Here is a 17,442-nt window from a genome sequence, read left to right as displayed (position 1 = left end):
ACCCAGATCTCAAAGGTCTCGGCCCAGAAGCCCGCGCCGTACCGCCTAAGCGGTCGGCGTCGGGAGTACGTCACAATCTGGTCGCTTTATTATGGGGCCAGATGTTAAGCTGTTCGAGCAAGAAATTGCAGAGTATTTGAACGTCAAACACGCGATCGGGGTTAATTCTGGCACGGATGCTCTCGTGATTGGTTTGAGAGCAGCAGGAATTGGGTCAGGGGATGAGGTGATTACCACTCCCTTTTCTTTTTTCGCCACGGCTGAATCGATTAGCAATGTGGGGGCAAAGCCTGTTTTTGCGGATATTGACCCCAGAAGTTTCAATATTGACCCCAAGGAGATTAAAGCTAAAATTACCCCTCGCACTAAGGCCATTATGCCCGTTCACCTCTATGGGCAACCCGCAGCAATGGCGCAAATTATGGACATTGCCCAAGAGCATGGTTTAAAGACGATCGAAGACTGCGCTCAATCTTTTGGGGCAAGATATTGGGGAACTTGTTCCTCTTGTGATGGTCATTGTCAGGAAACCACGCGGGAGTCACTGCGGGGGAAATTTACGGGGACTATTGGAGATGTGGGCGCTTATTCCTTCTTCCCGTCCAAAAACTTAGGCGCTTATGGGGATGGGGGTATGGTTGTCACCAATGATGACCAAGTGGCAGAAGTAGCGCGGATGTTGCGGGTGCATGGGGCGAAGAAGAAGTATCACAATGAAGTTTTGGGGTATAATTCTCGCTTGGATACGTTGCAAGCGGCGATTTTGCGGGTGAAGTTGCCTTATCTGGAACAGTGGAATGAGGGTAGACGCAGAGTGGCTAAAACTTACAATGAGTTATTGGCGGATGTGACGGGGATAATTACTCCAGAGTTGGCGGATGGTCATGTGTTTCACCAGTACACGATTCGGGTGTTGGAGGGGAAACGCGAGAAGGTGAAGGAGTATTTGGGTGAGCAGGGGATTGGATCGATGATTTATTATCCTGTGCCGCAAGACCAGTTGCCTGTTTATCAGGGACAGTATCCGAAAATGCCAGTGAGCGATTTGTTGGGGACTGAGGTGTTGAGTTTACCAATTTGGCCTGAAATGGCATCAGAAAACATGGCAGTGGTTGTTAATGTGGTGAGTGGAGTTATTGGGTAATTCAACGATAAAATTTGAAGCCTTAAATCAGGAGGTTTACAGGATGGCAACACCATTAGAACAAGTCTGCTCAACCTTATATGACACTGATTATAATCTTTGGGTGTTGGAAACCGTTAAACAATTGGAGAAGCGCGACTTTGATTCTGTTGACTGGCAGAACTTAATTGAAGAGGTATCTGACTTGAGTCGGCGGCAAAAAAAGAGCCTGAAAAGTTTATTAAGGAATTTGTGGGAACATTTACTGAAATTAACCTACTGGGAATCTGAGGTCGAGAGAAATCAATTTCATTGGCAAGGTGAAATTAGGAATTTTCGCAAGCAAATTCAAGATGAATTGGCAGATAGCCCTAGTCTCAAGAATTATTTGCAGGAAATTCACGGGGAATGCTATCAAGATGCCAGAGAGATTGTCAGCGATAAGTCGCAACTTCCTTTAAGTTGCTTTCCAGAAACACTGGCGGTTACTCTAGAACAAGTTTTAGATGAAAATTGGTTTCCATAATTGGAGACTATGGGCGAGTTTATCCATTAGAATAACTTGGGTAAATCAAAATGTTGAATGTTGAAATCCTGGGAAGGTGGAGAGGAGAAAATTGTCAGAAAAACTCTTGACAAACCTTATGTTTAGAGAAGGTAAAAAATTAAATTGCATAATTTCTGATTAGATGCGTATTTATCTTGATATGTGCTGTTTTAATCGTCCTTATGACGATCAAAACCAAAACAGAATTCGTCTGGAAACGGAAGCAAAGCTGATTCTGCAAAGGAAAATTCGGGACGGGGAATGCACATTAGTTTGGTCGTCAATACTCGACTTCGAGTGTTCTAAAAACCCATTTCCAGAGCGCCAAATTGCCATAATGCAGTGGCGAACTATAGCAGGGAAAATTATCTTGGCTGATGAGCAGGTTAGGGAGATGGCTTCAAATTTCATTAAGATTGGGATGGGTAACTATGATGCTTTGCACTTGGCATCAGCAATTTATGGCCAAGCTAATTTATTTGTTTCAACAGATGACCGCTTGCTGAAAAAAATGCGATCGCTCAACAATATTTCAGGAATGTTGCCTGGAGAAGCATTCTTCTTTTGTGGAGAAATGGTATGAAAACTGATTCAGAAATTCGTCTTGAAGGAATGCAAGCCTTGATTAGTACCCTGGGACTTGTGGAAGCAGAGCGCTTTATCCTAGTGATGACACGCGATCGCTTTGATTACACCCAATGGCGGCAAGAGGGTTTGCCGAAAATTAGTCTGAAGGAATTAGCTGATGCAGCAGATGCTTTGGCTCACCAGTTGAATAATTCCCATCAAGGGCAGTGAAAAGTGAAAAGTGAAAAGTGAAAAGGTCAGGCTGACCAATGACCCATGACCCATGAGATTACTAAAACCGTACAATGCAAAATATTCAGTTAAAAACTACAATCGCAGAAGATGGCATTTTAAGAGTGCAGATGCCAGCGGAAGTAAAGAACACCGAATTAGAAGTCTTAGTGGTGTTTCAGCCTACTATGACTGCAAAGGAAGAGAAAACAGCCAGACACCAAGGATGGCCACCAGGATTTTTTGAGAGAACTTGGGGCAGTTGTGAAGAGGAACCCATAACTATTGATGAATCTGGAGTTTCTCCCCAGTGAAAAGTTAAAAGTGAAAAGTTATGAAGGAGAGTCCACTAAAAGATAAAAGCTATGCTTTTGCAATTAGGATTGTTCGTTTATCCCAATACCTGCAAAACCATAAAAAGGAATTTATTTTGAGCAAACAACTTCTAAGAAGCGGCACGGCGATAGGAGCATTAATTCGCGAGTCCGAATTTGCACAAAGCAAAGCTGACTTTATCAGCAAAATGAGCATCTCCCTCAAGGAGGCTAACGAAACAGCGTATTGGCTCTCCTTACTGAAAGATCCGGGCTATATAAACGAAAAAATGTTTCAAAGCATACAACCTGACTGTCAAGAACTCATCGCCATGCTAGTTTCAACTGTCAAAACCTCCAAACAACCCCATTAAACCATTTTTATCTACTTTTCACTTTTCACTTTTCACTTTTCACTTTTCTCAAGCGATCGCCTATCATTCGTTATTCGTTATTCGTTATTTGAAATAATTCTCTCAAATGACTCTTGCCTTTTTCCTCTTTCCTCATTATGGTCAACCACAAGGAAACCTGATTATGACATCATCTCTCTATGACACTGACTATAACCACTGGATCCAAGATACAATCCAGCAAATTCAATCTCGTAACTTCGATCGCATAGATTGGGAGAACTTAATTGAAGAATTAGAAAGCATGGGGAAAAATGACAAACGTGCCCTGATGAGTCTTTTAACCCGTCTTCTGGAACATTTACTCAAATTATCGTACTCTTGATGCGGAAAAACCAAGATCCGGCAATCATTGGGCTGCGGAAATCGTCAATTTTCGTGCTCAAATTTACAATCGCCTTGAAGATAGTCCTAGCCTGCGTCCGCAACTGGAAACTTTCTATGAGAAAGCCCATCCGATCTCCATAAAATCCGTTTCTAAGTTGTTTTCACTGCCCCCAGATGCTCGGATTAACCTCTGGCAAGCTTTAGATGAAGATTGGTTTCCCAATGACAATCCCACAGATTAAAGTCATGGTCATGCCAATCATCTGTTTACTCTTCGTATGGTAAGCGATCGCCCATCTTAACCCAAGGGCGATCGCCTCCCGCAAGCTTACTCGATCGCCCTAGGTATAAAACAATAGAGGCGATCGCCTTCCCTGTAGGGAAACGGCATTGCCGTGTCCGCTCCCTCCAAATAGGGATTAACAGCCATTGCCCGTACCAACGGTTAATCAATCGCTACTTCTATGCTTGGATTACTAAACTTGGATGATTAAAATTGTGAAATCCTTCCTTGCTGTCATTCCCGCGTAGGCGGGAATCCAGTCAAAGTGTATGCTTCGTATGAGAATTGTTATATTCACCATCAACCAACCAACTGAAGGAGTTAGAGCATTGCAGGTTTGGTGGCGATCGCCTTCCCTGTAGGGAAACGGCATTGCCGTGTCTGCTCTATCGGAAATTTCCGCTAACCAGGAACTTTTCCAGAAAATCACTGTCCTTTTACGAGACAAGGTACATTAGCGCGATCGACCCACTTGTTCTTCGTGTAATAATTTTAGGCAGATAACCAAAAGTCAGACTAATCGATGAAATTCTTCAAAAAGTTACTGTATTTATTCACAACTAGAGAGCGGTGGCAAATCGCAGGGCTTTTTATTCTGATTTTGATTGGGGCTGGCTTTGAGACTTTGGGAGTGGGCTTAGTGCTTCCCTTTATTTCTCTGCTGGAAAATCCGCAACGAGTTCAAGAAGCGGGACTGTTGCGATCGGTTTATCAGGCAGTTGGGGAACCCTCAACTCGTCAGTTCTTAATCTGGGCTGGTTTAGGATTGATCGGGATTTATTTAATTAAAAATGCTTATTTAACGGGACTAACTTATTTACAGTGCCGTTTTATTTGTAATAAGCAAGTCGAATTATGCGCTCGACTCTTTCACGCCTACCTCTACAGCCCATATACATTTCACTTACAGCGCAATAGCGCTGAATTAATTCAGAAGATCAATTCTGAAGCATTTATGGTTGGTAGTATTTTAAGCACTGGCATCTTGGCTCTTACGGAAATTACAATCCTCACTGCCATTGCTTTATTGTTATTACTTATCGAACCAGTGACTTTTTTGATGGCAGCTGGAGTCCTTACTGTAGCAACGGTTAGTTTCTATCGCCTGGTTCGCATTAAATTAAGTCAGCTCGGCAAGGCTAGGCAATATCACCAAGGTCAGGTGATTCAGATGATTAATCAAGGTTTGGCAGGAGTCAAAGAAACAAAAATTTTAGGACGGGAGAAATTGTTCTTGGAGGCTTATAACACTCACAATATTGCCGCCAATCGTACTTTACAATATTTTCAAATTGTTAATCAGCTACCTAGATTTTTTATTGAGACTATAGCTGTAGTTGCATTAATGCTGATTTTTGTGTCAGTTTTGGCTCAGGGTCGAGAATTAAGTGCTGTACTTCCTACGCTCTCTTTATTCGCGGCAGCAGCTTTTCGGTTAATGCCCTCGATTAATAGAATTTTGAATTCAGTAACAACTATACGTTTTAGTTCTTATTCGGTTCATGTAATTTACCACGATTTTAAAGAACTAAAACCGCTGCTAGAACATCCCAAAGTAGCGAATTACAGCAAACTAACTAACACCAACCCAGTTTGGGAAACGGCGATCGCCTTACGGAATGTGTTCTATCAGTACCCAGGTGCTAGTGATGCTTCACTTCGAGGCATTTCTCTGACAATTCCCAGAGGAACATCAGTGGGCTTTGTCGGGTCTTCGGGTGCTGGTAAAACCACTATTGTGGATGTGATTCTGGGGCTATTGCCACCCACTGAGGGGCAAGTTTTAGTCGATGGTCGGGATATTTATGATGATTTATCCGCTTGGCAGAGGTCGATCGGTTATATTCCTCAAAGCATTTATTTGTGCGATGATACCCTGAGAAATAATATTGCCTTTGGGATTCCCGCAGATGAGATTAATGAAGATTGGATTGAGTCTGCGATTGAGTCAGCCCAATTGACTGAGTTAGTTAAAAGCTGGCCTCAAGGTTTGGATACTTTAGTGGGTGAACGAGGGGTGCGGCTGTCAGGGGGGCAACGGCAGCGGGTGGGGATTGCCAGAGCGTTGTATCATAATCCAGAGGTTTTGGTGATGGATGAGGCAACGGCAGCTTTGGATAATCAAACTGAGGCTGGGGTGATGGAAGCAGTGGAGAAGTTGAGTGGAGAAAAAACTCTGATTATGATTGCTCACCGTTTGAGTACCGTGAAAAACTGCGATCGCCTCTATTTTATGAATCAGGGAAAAATTGTAGATGCAGGTACTTATGATGAACTCTGTCAGAGCAATCAGGAATTTCAAAAGATGGCTCAAGTGGTTCCGGCAAGAACAAACTGATGTTAACTATGTTTAAAGCAGCCAAAGCGATGGAAGGCAAGCGAGCACTATTTCTAGACCGCGATGGGGTAATTAATCTCGATCGTGACTATGTTTCTCGTCCCGATCGAATTTCCTTTGTAGATGGTATTTTCGATTTGTGCCGTCATGCCCACTCCCTCGGCTATTTAATCTTTGTCGTGACTAACCAGTCCGGTATTGGCCGGGGGTATTATACGGAGGAGACTTTTCATCATCTAATGGATTGGATGGGAGAAGTGTTTCGAGATCGGGGATGCCCGATCGCACGGGTTTATTTTTGTCCTTATCATCCCACTGCTGGGGTAGGCCAGTACCGGCGAGAGTCAAGCTTGCGCAAACCAAAACCAGGGATGATTCTAGCTGCTAAGGAAGATTTTAACTTGGATCTTAGCAGTTCTATACTCGTAGGCGATCGCCACCGGGACATTGAGGCCGGTCAAGCAGCAGGAGTGAGATGTAATCTCCTTTATGCACAAGAACCCTTATCTAATTGTGCAGTTGTTCCCACAGCCATTGTCACCACCCTATCTCAGGTTCAGCTTTATCTGAATCTTTGCTCTAATTTAGTTAGTTGAGAATCGATGAATTGGAAAAGATTGCATAATTTTTTTTATATGTTACGTTAGCTGAAAACAAAGTCTCTGATTGTGTCAGCGATATTAACCTGGCCGGTTTGTTAAACCTTTATATTAAGTGAACTTATAGAACAGTGGAACAATGGAAAGCCATATCCGAAGCTATGCGACAAAACTACAGCAAGCCTTAGAACTGGATACAATGAAACTCATTGAGCAGTTGGGCTTGGCTTTATTGTCCGCCTGGAAGAACAAAAAAAATGTATATTTATGTGGAAATGGAGGAAGTGCGGGAAATGCCATTCATTTGGCGAATGACTTGATTTATGGGGCAGGAATGAAAGTAGGTGGGGGAATCCGTGCAGAAGCCTTAAGTGCGAATCCTGCGGTTTTAACTTGTTTGGGGAATGATTTAGGCTATGATGAAATTTATGCTCAACAGCTAAGAGTCAAAGCAAGTCCTGGTGATATATTGATTGCTTTATCGGGCAGTGGCAATTCACCCAATATTGTGCAAGCTTTGAAAGTGAGTAATGAAATTGGCATGAAAACCTTTGCTATTTTAGGTTATTCTGGAGGAATATGTAAAGAGTTGGCTCAAGTGCCACTTCATTTTCCAGTAGATGATATGCAAATTGCTGAAGACTTACAGTTAATTGTCGGTCATATCTGTATGCAGTGGTTATGTGAAGAAACCGCGAAAGAAGTTAAGCCAATGGCTGTTAAGTAAAGAAGGAGAAGGGAATGCGATCGCTTGTAACAGGAGGATCCGGGTTTATTGGCAGTCACGTTGTTGATGCTCTATTAGCTCTAAACCATGAAATTATTGTTTTAGATGACTTCAGTACGGGTCGTCCTGAAAATTTGGCTCATGTCAAAGGCAAAATAGAGTTAGTAGAATGCGATATTTCTAATCCCGGTTCTTGGATTGAACAGTTTAAAAATATTGATTGGGTTTTTCACTTAGCGGCTTTAGCAGATATTGTTCCGAGTATTCAAAAGCCAGAAGCTTATTTTCGCTCTAATGTTGATGGAACATTTAATGTCTTGCAAGCAAGTGTTGCCTCTGGAGTTAAGCGGTTTATCTACGCTGCTTCTTCGTCTTGTTATGGCATCCCTGATACCTATCCGACACCAGAAACCTCCCCAATTCGACCTCAGTATCCCTATGCTTTAACCAAGCGATTAGGTGAAGACTTAACGATGCACTGGGCTCAAGTGTATAAACTTCCCGCGCTATCTTTACGCTTTTTTAATGTTTATGGCACTCGTTCTCGAACTTCAGGCACCTATGGGGCAGTATTTGGCGTATTTTTGGCTCAAAAATTAAACGATAGACCCTTTACAATTGTGGGAGATGGTAAGCAAACTAGAGATTTTACCTATGTAACCGATGTGGCAGCAGCAATGTTAGCGGCAGCTAAGAGCGATCGGGTTGGTGAAATATATAATGTCGGTAGCGGACAAACGGTTTCGGTAAATCGTTTAGTCGAGCTTCTAGGTGGTGAAAAAACTTACATTCCCAAACGCCCAGGAGAACCAGACTGTACCTTTGCCGATATCACTAAAATTGGTAAGGAATTAGGCTGGTCGCCTAAAGTTGCCATTGAAGAGGGAGTCGCTAAAATTATAGAGAATATTGACTATTGGCGAAATGCTCCCGTATGGACGCCAGAAAATATTGCAACAGCAACCAAAGATTGGTTTAAATACTTATCATAGGAGTCGTGGAAAAATTAGGAGGTGTAAACAATGACAGACGATATCGAACAAATCTATATTACTGGTGGGGCTGGATATGTTGGCTCTAGGTTAGTCCCACGTTTGCTAGAAGAAGGTTATCGGGTTACGGTTTTAGATTTGATGATTTATGGGGAAGAAGTCTTACCCTCCGATCCTCAACTGAAAACAATTAAGGGAGATATTCGCGATCGAAGTCTTTTGCAAGAGACAATACCAGGCCATGATGCGGTGATTCATCTTGCCTGTATTTCTAACGATCCCAGTTTTGAACTCAACCCAGACTTGGGTAAATCCATTAATTTAGACGCATTTGAGCCTTTAGTTGAAATTAGCAAGCAAGCTGGAGTAAAACGATTTATTTATGCTTCATCATCATCAGTTTACGGGATAAAAGAAGAACCGGATGTCCATGAAGAAATGTCTCTAGAGCCATTGACAGATTACTCTAGATTTAAAGCTGATTGTGAGAAAATCTTGGCTCAATATCAATCACCAGAATTTACCACGGTCACGATTCGTCCTGCAACGGTATGCGGTTATTCTCCTCGCCAACGGTTAGATGTGGTGGTGAATATTCTGTCTAATCTAGCTTTTCATAAACGAGAAATTAGTGTGTTTGGAGGCTCCCAGCTACGTCCTAATATCCATATTGAGGATATGGTGGAAAGCTATTTGGTTTTATTAAAGGCACCAAAGGAAAAAATTGCCGGAGAAATTTTTAATGCGGGTTATGAAAATCAATCCGTGCTAAAGTTAGCTGAAACAGTGCAGGAAGTGATGGGTGAAGATGTCAAGTTAGTTACTACACCCACAAATGATAATCGTTCTTATCATATCTCTTCTAAGAAAATTGCTGAGAAGCTGGGCTTTGTCCCCAAGCACACAATCCGTGAGGCTGCTGAAGATATGAAGCAGGCTTTTGAGGCGGGGTTGCTTCCCAATTCCCTGACAGATGAGCGATATTTTAATATCAAACGTATGCAAAATTTAAAGCTAAAGTAAAGCTTACTTAATGAATTATGTTTCGGATAGGAATTGACTTTGATAATACAATAGCTTGCTACGATCGCCTATTTCCAAAAGTTGCGACTGAATTAGGTCTGATTGCAGATGAAAAATATTCATCTAAAAATAATGTTAAACAACATCTCTTAACACAAGAAGCTGGCGATTTAACTTGGCAAAAGTTACAAGGTAAAGTCTATGGAAAATATATGCTTAAAGCTGATATATTTCATGGATTCTATGAATTTTTATGCTTGAGTAAGCTGCGCGGAGTTAATCTATTCATTGTCAGTCACAAATCAGAATTTGGTCATTTTGACGAAGAAAAATTTTCCCTGAGAAAACAAGCCTTGAAGTGGCTACAAAAACAAGAAATATTGGGGTGCGATAAATGGTCTATAACCGAGAGCAATATATTTTTTGAATCTACTAGAAAAGATAAAATTGATCGAATAAAGTCGCTTCAATGCACTCATTTTATCGATGACTTACCAATAGTTTTAACAGATTCAGGTTTTCCTAATATCCAAAAGCTATGGTTTAATCCATCTGCTCGCTCATTGACAGAGCAATCCATAAATGAATTTCAATCTTGGCGACAAATAACGAACTATTTATATAATTCTTGGACAGACAAAGATATAGTTCAATTATCTCAACATAAATTTCCCGATCTAAATGTACAACAAGCTTTGATTCAAAAAGGGCAAGGGAATAGTAAAATTTATAAATTACTGAGCGATCGCAAAAAATACATACTCAAGATATACCCCGATCGCCAACGAGACCCCCGTCCACGCTTAGAAACAGAATCACTAGCTTATCAAAAGTTATTTAGCCAACAATACCCTGTTCCTGAATGTATTATTGTCGATAATCGTTTGGGCTGGGGAATTTATAGTTGGATTGATGGTCAAATTATAGAGCAAGTAGATCGAGTATTTTTGAAAAATGTATTTGATTTTGTCCGCCGCTTATTCAAAGATAGCCGCTCAAACGTAGAAAACTTGAGTCACGTATTTAGTCAAGCGTCAGAAGCCTGCATTTCGGGACGCGAACTAATTCGCCAGATCGAAGCTCGAAGGAAAAAATTAGCAGTTGTTGACTCGAACAGACTACAAACTTTTTTAACTGAGCATTTCGATCCTTACTTCCAACCTTTATCAACAAAAGTTAAAAGTAAACATTTTTTTGAAGAACCATTACCCCAACCACTACAAATTCTTAGTCCTGCCGATTTTGGCAGTCATAATGCAATAAAAATTCAAGAAAAGCAATTTATCTTTTTGGACTTTGAGTATTTTGGTTGGGACGATCCGGTTAAATTAGTGTCAGATTTATACTGGCATCCGGCGATGAATCTATCTCAAAACGTTAAAAATGAATGGCTAGACTTTGCAAAAAATCTCTTTATTGATGATGATGATTTTCAGGAAAGGTTAGATGCCTATTTACCATTGTATGGTTTGCGGTGGTGCTTAATTTTGCTCAATGAATTCCGTACAGATAAGCTTCAGCATAGGCTTCATGCTCAAGGTTATTCATCAGAGTCTAAAGGTGTCCAAGACATCGCTAAACTTCAACAGAGACAGCTAAATAAAGCGAAAAAATTGTTAACAATGATTCAGGAGATGCCTTCTTAAAAATGGACGATCGCTCAAAATATCTAAGAAAATTAATTGTTGATGCTCTAGTAGGCGGAGGACGTGGCCACCTTGGCTCCTCAATGTCAATGGTTGAAATACTCCGCACGCTCTATGACTCATTTCTTAACTATCGCCCCACAGATCCCTCCTGGAACGATCGCGATCGCCTAATCCTGAGTAAAGGTCATGGTTGTTTAGCGTTGTATGCCGTACTAGCAGACAAAGGCTTCTTTCCCCAAGAAGAATTAATCACCTTTTGTCAGCCCACCTCCCGTTTAGGCGGCCACCCCGAAAAAGGCAAACTTCCAGGTATAGAAGCTTCCACAGGTGCTTTAGGACATGGTTTACCGATGGGAGTCGGAATGGCTCTTGCGGCTAAAATTCGCAAGCAATCTCATCGTGTGGTGGTTATCACAGGCGATGGAGAAATTAACGAAGGTTCTATTTGGGAATCGGCTATGTCAGCCGCAAAGCATGAGCTGTCCAACTTAACGGTTTTTGTCGATTACAACAAACTACAATCCTACGGACCAACACGAGAAGTTTTAGATTTAGAACCCCTTAGCGATAAATGGCGTAGTTTTGGGTTTGCAGTGGAAGAAATTGATGGTCATAACGTGCAAGCACTGGAACAATTGATGCAACGCCTACCTCTGAATCATCAAAAACCCACTGCTATTATTTGCCATACGATTAAAGGGAAAGGGTTTCCTTTTGCAGAAGGTCAAGCGAAATGGCATCATAAATCTCGTCTCCAAGATGAAGAGATTTCTGCCATGTACGATTGTTTACGGTAACTGAGATTAAATTGTAATGCGTAAAGATGCTTTAGATTACGTTTATAAGTTGGCTCAAGTAGATGAGCGAGTCGTATTTATTGGCTCTGACTTGGGACCTGGAACTCTAGATGCCATGAAACAAGAAATCCCCGATCGCTTTTTCATGGAAGGGGTCAGCGAGCAACATATTATCGGCATGGCTGCCGGATTAGCAATGGAAGGTTTTATTCCTTTTGTGAATACTATTGCCACCTTTTTAACCCGTCGTTGTTACGAACAGGTGGCTTTAGACTTATGCCTTCAAAACTTGCCAGTACGACTGATTGCTAATGGCGGTGGTGTGGTATATGCCCCTTTAGGTCCTACCCACTTAGCTGTGGAAGATATGGGCATTTTACGAACTTTGCCCAATATGACTATTATTGCCCCCTGTGATGCTGATGAAATGAATCGCTTGATGCCTCAGACTATTGACTGGCCTCATCCGATCTATATTCGTTTGGCTAAGGGAAATGAAGCAATTGTCAGTAAGCCAGAGCATGGCTTTGAAATAGGTCAGGCTATCCTGCTGCGCGAACCAGGCGAAGGTTTATTCATCACAACGGGTGCCATGACCCAACTCGGCTTACAAGCCGCCCAAAAAATCAGTGAAGACTCAGGAATGGCTTGTGGGGTTCTGCACATCCACACAATTAAACCTCTTGACAGAGCAACCCTGAGTCAATGGTTGCCCAAAGTTCAAGGTGTGGTGACAGTAGAAGAGCATACGCGAATTGGAGGGTTAGGGAGTGCAGTGCTAGAGTTTTGTAATGATACTATGCCAGAGCAAGCGGCTAAAATTCGTCGGATTGGAATTCCCGATCGCTTTGCAGAGCAGTATGGTAGTCAAAATTCTTTACTCGCTCATTGGGATATTACGGTGGATTCCCTTTGTGCTGCGATGGTTCAACAACTTCGTCAGTCTTAGATTATGTTTTTGACAGAATCAGAACAGCAACTTTCGACAGAATACCAGCAACAGGGGTATATTACTCGTCCTGTGGCAGATTGGTCTGCTTTGGCTTGGATTCGAGAACAGTTCATGGATTTAATTCAGGAGGCGTTGGGTTCGGTTTTTCCAGATGAACCAGAAATTTTATTAAATACTATTCACGAACGAGTTTCCATTGCTGACCTTAATACTTTCCGCCTCAAGATCATTCGCGGGATTAATCGCATTGAGAATTTTCGATCGATGTATTTTCGGGTAGCACGGCCTTATATAGAAACCCTCGTGGGCAATGAATTAGCCATGCAATTGCGGGTGAACCTGAGTATTCAGTTACCAGGAGATGATAGCTCATTGCTCCCTGTTCATGCGGATACTTGGTCGGGAGACTCCCCTTTTGAAGTAGTAGCTTGGCTGCCTTTAGTGGATTGTTATGGTTCTAAAGCGATGTATTTGCTGCCTCCAGAACCAACAGCCCAACTTCATCAGACCTTTGGACAGCAAGCGGGTAATAGTAGTGAGGAACTTTATCAAGCGATCGCCCATCAAGTTAAATGGCTCAAAGTAAACTATGGTGAAGTTTTGATTTTTAACCAAGCATTGCCTCATGGCAATCGAGTTAACACTGAAACGGAAACTCGCTGGTCAATGAACTGTCGATTTAAGGGGGCGTTTACTCCTTATGGCGACAAAAAAATTGGGGAATTTTTTGAGCCGATCACCTTGCGGGCTGCTTCTCAAGCAGGGATGAGATATCATTTACCTCAGTTATGATGCCGAAAGTTCGAGGATATATTTTTAGTCGTCCTTTTATGGGAGAGCGTGTGCCACAGCACGTCCAGAACTTGGTGATTCGAGATTATTGCGATCGCCATAACCTGCATTATCTCCTGAGTGCCACTGAATACGCGATGACGGGATGCCATCTAATGCTAGAGCAAGTTCTTAATGAATTGCCCGATCTAGATGGAGTTGTTGCCTACAGTGTATTTCAACTGCCTGAAGCACCCCAGATGCGTCAGAGAATTTATGACACAATTCTCCAACTCAATAAGCGATTTTACTTTGCGGTAGAAGGATTGCAGATGGGAAATCGTCAAGAGTGCGATCGGATTGAGTCTCTCTGGCAAGTGCGACAAACTCTCCCTTTTTGTTATCTGTATTCTCCGTAAATAAGTCCTATGACTACTTATTACAGTCCACTCAAATTTTTCCAATTCGATAAGCACCTCAAATCCTTTACTGATGGCACAGTATTAGCACCTGTCCATATTCGGGTCAAACCTACAAATCTCTGTAACCATAAATGCTGGTTTTGTGCATATCGTACTGACGACCTCTCTTTAGGGGCTGAAATGGAGGAAAAAGACAGTATCCCCAAAGAAAAAATGCTGGCTTTGGCCCATGAGTTTGTCGAGCTTGGAGTCAAGGCAGTAACCTTTTCTGGAGGTGGAGAACCCTTACTTTATCCTCCTCTACCGGAAGTTATTGATATTCTCGCCAATGGGGGAATCCGGGTAGCCGCATTAAGTAATGGAACTCATTTGAAAGGTCGTATGGCTGATGCTTTTGCTAAACATGGCACTTGGATTCGCATTTCCCTAGATGCGTGGGATGATGACAGTTACGTCAACAGTCGAGGTGCGCGTCCCCATGAGTTTTCTCTGCTCCTGGATAATATCAGAGCGTTCACCCGTCGAGAAACGACCTGTGTATTGGGCGTAAGCTTTATTGTCACCCAAGAAAACCATCAGCACATTGCTGAAGTTTGCCAACTCTTGAAAACCTGTGGTGTTAGCCATGTTAAACTTTCAGGGGCAGTGGTGAGTAATGATGTGAAAGGAAACAACGCCTATCACCAATCTATTAAACAAGAAGTTGCTCGTCAAATCGCTTTAAGCCAGCCATTGATCGATGAACAATTTACCATACTGAATCACTATCACGATTTACCAGAGCGTTTTGAGAAGTCCTATGAACAATGTCCATTTCTACGTTTTTTGACAGTGATTGGTGCTGATGAGAATGTTTATACCTGTCAAGATAAAGCCTATACTGAATCAGGTAGGATGGGGTCAATTGCAGAGAGAAGTTTCAAAGACTTTTGGTTTTCTCAAGAAAATCAGCATTTTTTGAATACCTTTAATCCTGCGAGTCATTGTCAACACCATTGTGTAAGCCATGCTAAAAATTTAGCGATTTATGAATATTTGTCGCTAGACCAAGAGCATAGCTATTTTGTTTGAGTGAATTGAGAGGTCGTTCCACTATGGGAAAGCTTAGAAATTTTGTCACCCCTCTACACCAAGCGACTCAGCGCGATTATCTAGCGCGTATGGTGGATGATAAAGTTCACTGTATGCAGGTAGCGAAACAGTATAGTGCTGAATATTGGGATGGCGATCGCCGTTATGGTTATGGGGGCTATCGCTATATTCCAGGACGATGGAAACCTGTTGCAGAGGCTTTGATTGAAACCTATCAGTTGGGTCCAGGTTCGCAGATATTGGATGTGGGCTGTGGTAAGGGCTATTTACTCTATGAGTTATTGCAATTGCAGCCCGATTTGATGATCTGCGGGTTTGATAGTTCTGAATACGCACTAGAAAATGCCAAGGAAGAGATACGTCCGTTTTTGTTTCAGCAACAAGCTCAGACGCCCTATCCATTTGGGGATAATGAGTTTGATTTAGTTATCTCTTTGGGGACGCTCCATAATTTACGGCTGTTTGAGTTAAAGTCAGCCCTAGGGGAAATCGATCGCGTTGGGCGACAGGGCTATGTGATGCTGGAAAGTTATCGGAACGATCGGGAGATGTTCAATCTTCAGTGTTGGGCGTTGACAGCGGAATCTTTTTTTGACCTGTCAGAGTGGATTTGGCTATATCGACATTTTGGCTATCGGGGGGATTATGAGTTCATCTTCTTCGAGTGAGGCTCATGCGGTCAAAGCTATTATTTATAGAGATGATGGCTGCCTTCTGATCCAACAACGCGATAACACTCCTGGTTTGCCTTTCCCCAATACTTGGACGTTATTTGGCGGACTCGTAGAGTCAGGGGAAAGCTTGGAAGATGCCCTCAAACGGGAACTGATTGAAGAACTGGGATGTTTACCAGGCTCCATTGAAAGCGAGCTATTTCAGTGGGAGTGGCAAGGGGAAGATCCGGCTCTAAACCACATTTTTACGGTGTATTGTCAAGTGGGCGATCTTGTACTTATGGAAGGACAGGCAATGGGCTGGTATTCCCTTGAAAGTCTCAAGAGGTTGGTGCTAACTCCACTGGTTTCTGAAAATGTTTCTAAAATTTCAGCATTTCTAGCAGGTATTACTATTCATAAAAATAAATAATGAGTGATTATAAGACGAAAGAAAAACAGTATCAGTTCATGGTGGAAATGCTCGAACAACAAGGATCTGTTACTATGACTTGCCGTCCCAGCGTTATGTGGCGGCAAGATCCAAAGTTATTAGGATTTACGTTGGCTCGTCATAAGTTTGTAGCCAAGATGTTAACTGGTTATTCTCGTGTTTTAGAGGTTGGTTGCGGCGATGCTTTCGCCAGCCGTTTGCTTCATCCAGAAGTTGAAGAGCTTCATGCAATAGATTTCGATCCGGTATTTATTGAAGAAGCGGTTAAACATAAAGAACCAGATTGGCCAGTTAATTTAGCCGTCCATGATATTTTGTCTGGCCCTTATACGATTGAAGGGGATTTATTCGATGCTGCCTTTTCTCTTGATGTTATTGAACATATCCCTCCAGAACAGGAACAAAATTACCTGAAGAATATTTCCTCATCTTTAAAGCCTGGTGGAGTTTTCATATGTGGCTGTCCCTCCCTAGAATCTCAAGTTTATGCTTCTCCAGCCAGCAAAGAAGGTCATATCAACTGCAAATCAGGAAATGACTTGAAAAAGCTGCTGAGTCAGTATTTTGAACATACCTTTTTGTTTGGTATGAATGATGAAGTTCTGCATACTGGCTTTGCTCCTATGTGCCATTATTTATTCATTTTAGCAGTCGGGAATAAGCGCTAGACGCCAAATTTTTTTACGGTAACAGAGACAATATAAAATTTTTAGTAAAATAAACTGTTTTTTTTGCCAAACAGAACTATGAATTATTATCAATTTTTCGAGCGTCAAATTGCCCAAATTAGGCAAGGGGGTATAAAGGTTGTCAAGAGGAAGCTTTTCTCTATAGCGAAAAAAATCCTCACAAAAATAGTATCCAATCCTTTGAGTACATATCTGCTAATTACTTTTTTTGAACAAGTAATTTCTAGCTTTCCCCAATCGCAATGGGCTTATAAACAGATATTACGTTTGCTCCAGCCGCGATTTGCCTATGACTCAAATCCCGATCGGTCTGCGAAAAAGTTCTTAGAGTATTTCTTACCATATTTAGAACTGAGTCCAGAGTCTATTTTAGAATGGCGGTTAACCGCATACTCCTCCTACTGGCTGCTCGGAGATAGTGTAGGTCTGCAAAAAATGATGCAAACTTACATGGATACTCAAAAATACCTAGCTAAGAA

22 protein-coding genes and 1 pseudogene are annotated in these 17,442 nt (G+C 42.0%); all 23 read left to right on the top strand.

The window, feature by feature from the left end:
• Positions 1–79: 79 nt before the first annotated feature.
• Positions 80–1,144, top strand: a pseudogene (locus LKK83_RS05375) (DegT/DnrJ/EryC1/StrS family aminotransferase); the annotation flags it as partial.
• Between the two features lie 43 nt (positions 1,145–1,187).
• On the top strand, positions 1,188–1,649 hold the full coding sequence (locus tag LKK83_RS05370) for a DUF29 domain-containing protein (protein WP_324629896.1): 462 nt from the start codon (positions 1,188–1,190) through the stop codon (positions 1,647–1,649).
• A gap of 163 nt (positions 1,650–1,812) precedes the next feature.
• Positions 1,813–2,253, top strand: a complete 441-nt coding sequence (locus LKK83_RS05365) for a PIN domain protein (RefSeq protein ID WP_324629895.1) — start codon at positions 1,813–1,815, stop codon at positions 2,251–2,253.
• The gene (locus LKK83_RS05360; RefSeq protein WP_324629894.1) at positions 2,250–2,468 is read left to right on the top strand and encodes a hypothetical protein; all 219 of its coding nucleotides are present in this window, start codon (positions 2,250–2,252) and stop codon (positions 2,466–2,468) included. Before LKK83_RS05365 ends, LKK83_RS05360 begins: the two co-directional genes overlap by 4 nt.
• A 74-nt stretch (positions 2,469–2,542) precedes the next feature.
• Positions 2,543–2,782: a hypothetical protein gene (locus LKK83_RS05355; RefSeq protein WP_324629893.1), complete on the top strand. Its 240-nt coding sequence runs from the start codon at positions 2,543–2,545 to the stop codon at positions 2,780–2,782.
• Positions 2,783–2,802: 20 nt separating this feature from the next.
• Positions 2,803–3,156: a four helix bundle protein gene (locus LKK83_RS05350; RefSeq protein ID WP_324629892.1), complete on the top strand. Its 354-nt coding sequence runs from the start codon at positions 2,803–2,805 to the stop codon at positions 3,154–3,156.
• A 163-nt stretch (positions 3,157–3,319) separates the two neighbouring features.
• Positions 3,320–3,520, top strand: coding sequence for a DUF29 domain-containing protein (locus tag LKK83_RS05345; protein ID WP_324629891.1), 201 nt, complete (start codon positions 3,320–3,322; stop codon positions 3,518–3,520).
• Positions 3,495–3,764 (top strand): DUF29 family protein, encoded by a 270-nt coding sequence (locus LKK83_RS31950; protein WP_442957283.1) that lies wholly within the window; start codon positions 3,495–3,497, stop codon positions 3,762–3,764. Before LKK83_RS05345 ends, LKK83_RS31950 begins: the two co-directional genes overlap by 26 nt.
• A 564-nt stretch (positions 3,765–4,328) precedes the next feature.
• Positions 4,329–6,143 carry an ABC transporter ATP-binding protein gene (locus LKK83_RS05340; protein ID WP_324629890.1) on the top strand — a complete coding sequence of 605 codons (1,815 nt, stop codon included), beginning with the start codon at positions 4,329–4,331 and terminating at the stop codon, positions 6,141–6,143.
• Positions 6,143–6,739, top strand: coding sequence for a D-glycero-alpha-D-manno-heptose-1,7-bisphosphate 7-phosphatase (locus LKK83_RS05335; protein ID WP_324629889.1), 597 nt, complete (start codon positions 6,143–6,145; stop codon positions 6,737–6,739). Before LKK83_RS05340 ends, LKK83_RS05335 begins: the two co-directional genes overlap by 1 nt.
• Positions 6,740–6,881: 142 nt before the next feature.
• Entirely contained in the window at positions 6,882–7,469 is a 588-nt protein-coding gene (locus tag LKK83_RS05330) for an SIS domain-containing protein (protein ID WP_324629888.1), read from the top strand.
• 14 nt (positions 7,470–7,483) lie between these two features.
• The gene (locus LKK83_RS05325) at positions 7,484–8,461 is read left to right on the top strand and encodes an SDR family oxidoreductase (protein ID WP_324629887.1); all 978 of its coding nucleotides are present in this window, start codon (positions 7,484–7,486) and stop codon (positions 8,459–8,461) included.
• Positions 8,462–8,491: 30 nt separating this feature from the next.
• A complete protein-coding gene (locus LKK83_RS05320) occupies positions 8,492–9,484 on the top strand; it encodes an NAD-dependent epimerase/dehydratase family protein (RefSeq protein ID WP_324629886.1) in 993 nt (330 codons plus the stop codon).
• A 17-nt stretch (positions 9,485–9,501) separates the two neighbouring features.
• Entirely contained in the window at positions 9,502–11,130 is a 1,629-nt protein-coding gene (locus LKK83_RS05315) for a phosphotransferase (RefSeq protein ID WP_324629885.1), read from the top strand.
• A 2-nt stretch (positions 11,131–11,132) separates the two neighbouring features.
• A complete protein-coding gene (locus tag LKK83_RS05310) occupies positions 11,133–11,930 on the top strand; it encodes a transketolase (RefSeq protein ID WP_324629884.1) in 798 nt (265 codons plus the stop codon).
• Positions 11,931–11,946: 16 nt separating this feature from the next.
• Positions 11,947–12,879: a transketolase family protein gene (locus tag LKK83_RS05305; RefSeq protein ID WP_324629882.1), complete on the top strand. Its 933-nt coding sequence runs from the start codon at positions 11,947–11,949 to the stop codon at positions 12,877–12,879.
• A 3-nt stretch (positions 12,880–12,882) separates the two neighbouring features.
• Positions 12,883–13,674 (top strand): sporadic carbohydrate cluster 2OG-Fe(II) oxygenase, encoded by a 792-nt coding sequence (locus LKK83_RS05300; RefSeq protein ID WP_324629880.1) that lies wholly within the window; start codon positions 12,883–12,885, stop codon positions 13,672–13,674.
• Entirely contained in the window at positions 13,671–14,072 is a 402-nt protein-coding gene (locus tag LKK83_RS05295; protein WP_324629879.1) for an LIC12192 family sporadic carbohydrate cluster protein, read from the top strand. The genes LKK83_RS05300 and LKK83_RS05295 overlap by 4 nt, the downstream gene beginning before the upstream one ends.
• A gap of 9 nt (positions 14,073–14,081) precedes the next feature.
• Positions 14,082–15,146 (top strand): radical SAM/SPASM domain-containing protein, encoded by a 1,065-nt coding sequence (locus tag LKK83_RS05290; RefSeq protein WP_324629878.1) that lies wholly within the window; start codon positions 14,082–14,084, stop codon positions 15,144–15,146.
• 23 nt (positions 15,147–15,169) lie between these two features.
• A complete protein-coding gene (locus LKK83_RS05285) occupies positions 15,170–15,835 on the top strand; it encodes a class I SAM-dependent methyltransferase (RefSeq protein ID WP_324629877.1) in 666 nt (221 codons plus the stop codon).
• Positions 15,813–16,253: an NUDIX hydrolase gene (locus tag LKK83_RS05280; RefSeq protein WP_324629875.1), complete on the top strand. Its 441-nt coding sequence runs from the start codon at positions 15,813–15,815 to the stop codon at positions 16,251–16,253. The genes LKK83_RS05285 and LKK83_RS05280 overlap by 23 nt, the downstream gene beginning before the upstream one ends.
• Positions 16,253–16,942, top strand: a complete 690-nt coding sequence (locus LKK83_RS05275) for a class I SAM-dependent methyltransferase (protein WP_324629874.1) — start codon at positions 16,253–16,255, stop codon at positions 16,940–16,942. The genes LKK83_RS05280 and LKK83_RS05275 overlap by 1 nt, the downstream gene beginning before the upstream one ends.
• Positions 16,943–17,020: 78 nt before the next feature.
• Positions 17,021–17,442, top strand: a 422-nt coding sequence (locus tag LKK83_RS05270; RefSeq protein ID WP_324629873.1) for a hypothetical protein, incomplete at its 3' end; no start/stop codon positions are given.

Source organism: Phormidium sp. CCY1219 (assembly GCF_035615515.1).
In the GTDB taxonomy this organism is placed as follows: Bacteria; Cyanobacteriota; Cyanobacteriia; order Cyanobacteriales; family Laspinemataceae; genus CCY1219.
The sequence above is the reverse complement of the archived record's forward strand: the minus strand, read 5'-3'. Positions and strand labels throughout refer to the sequence as shown.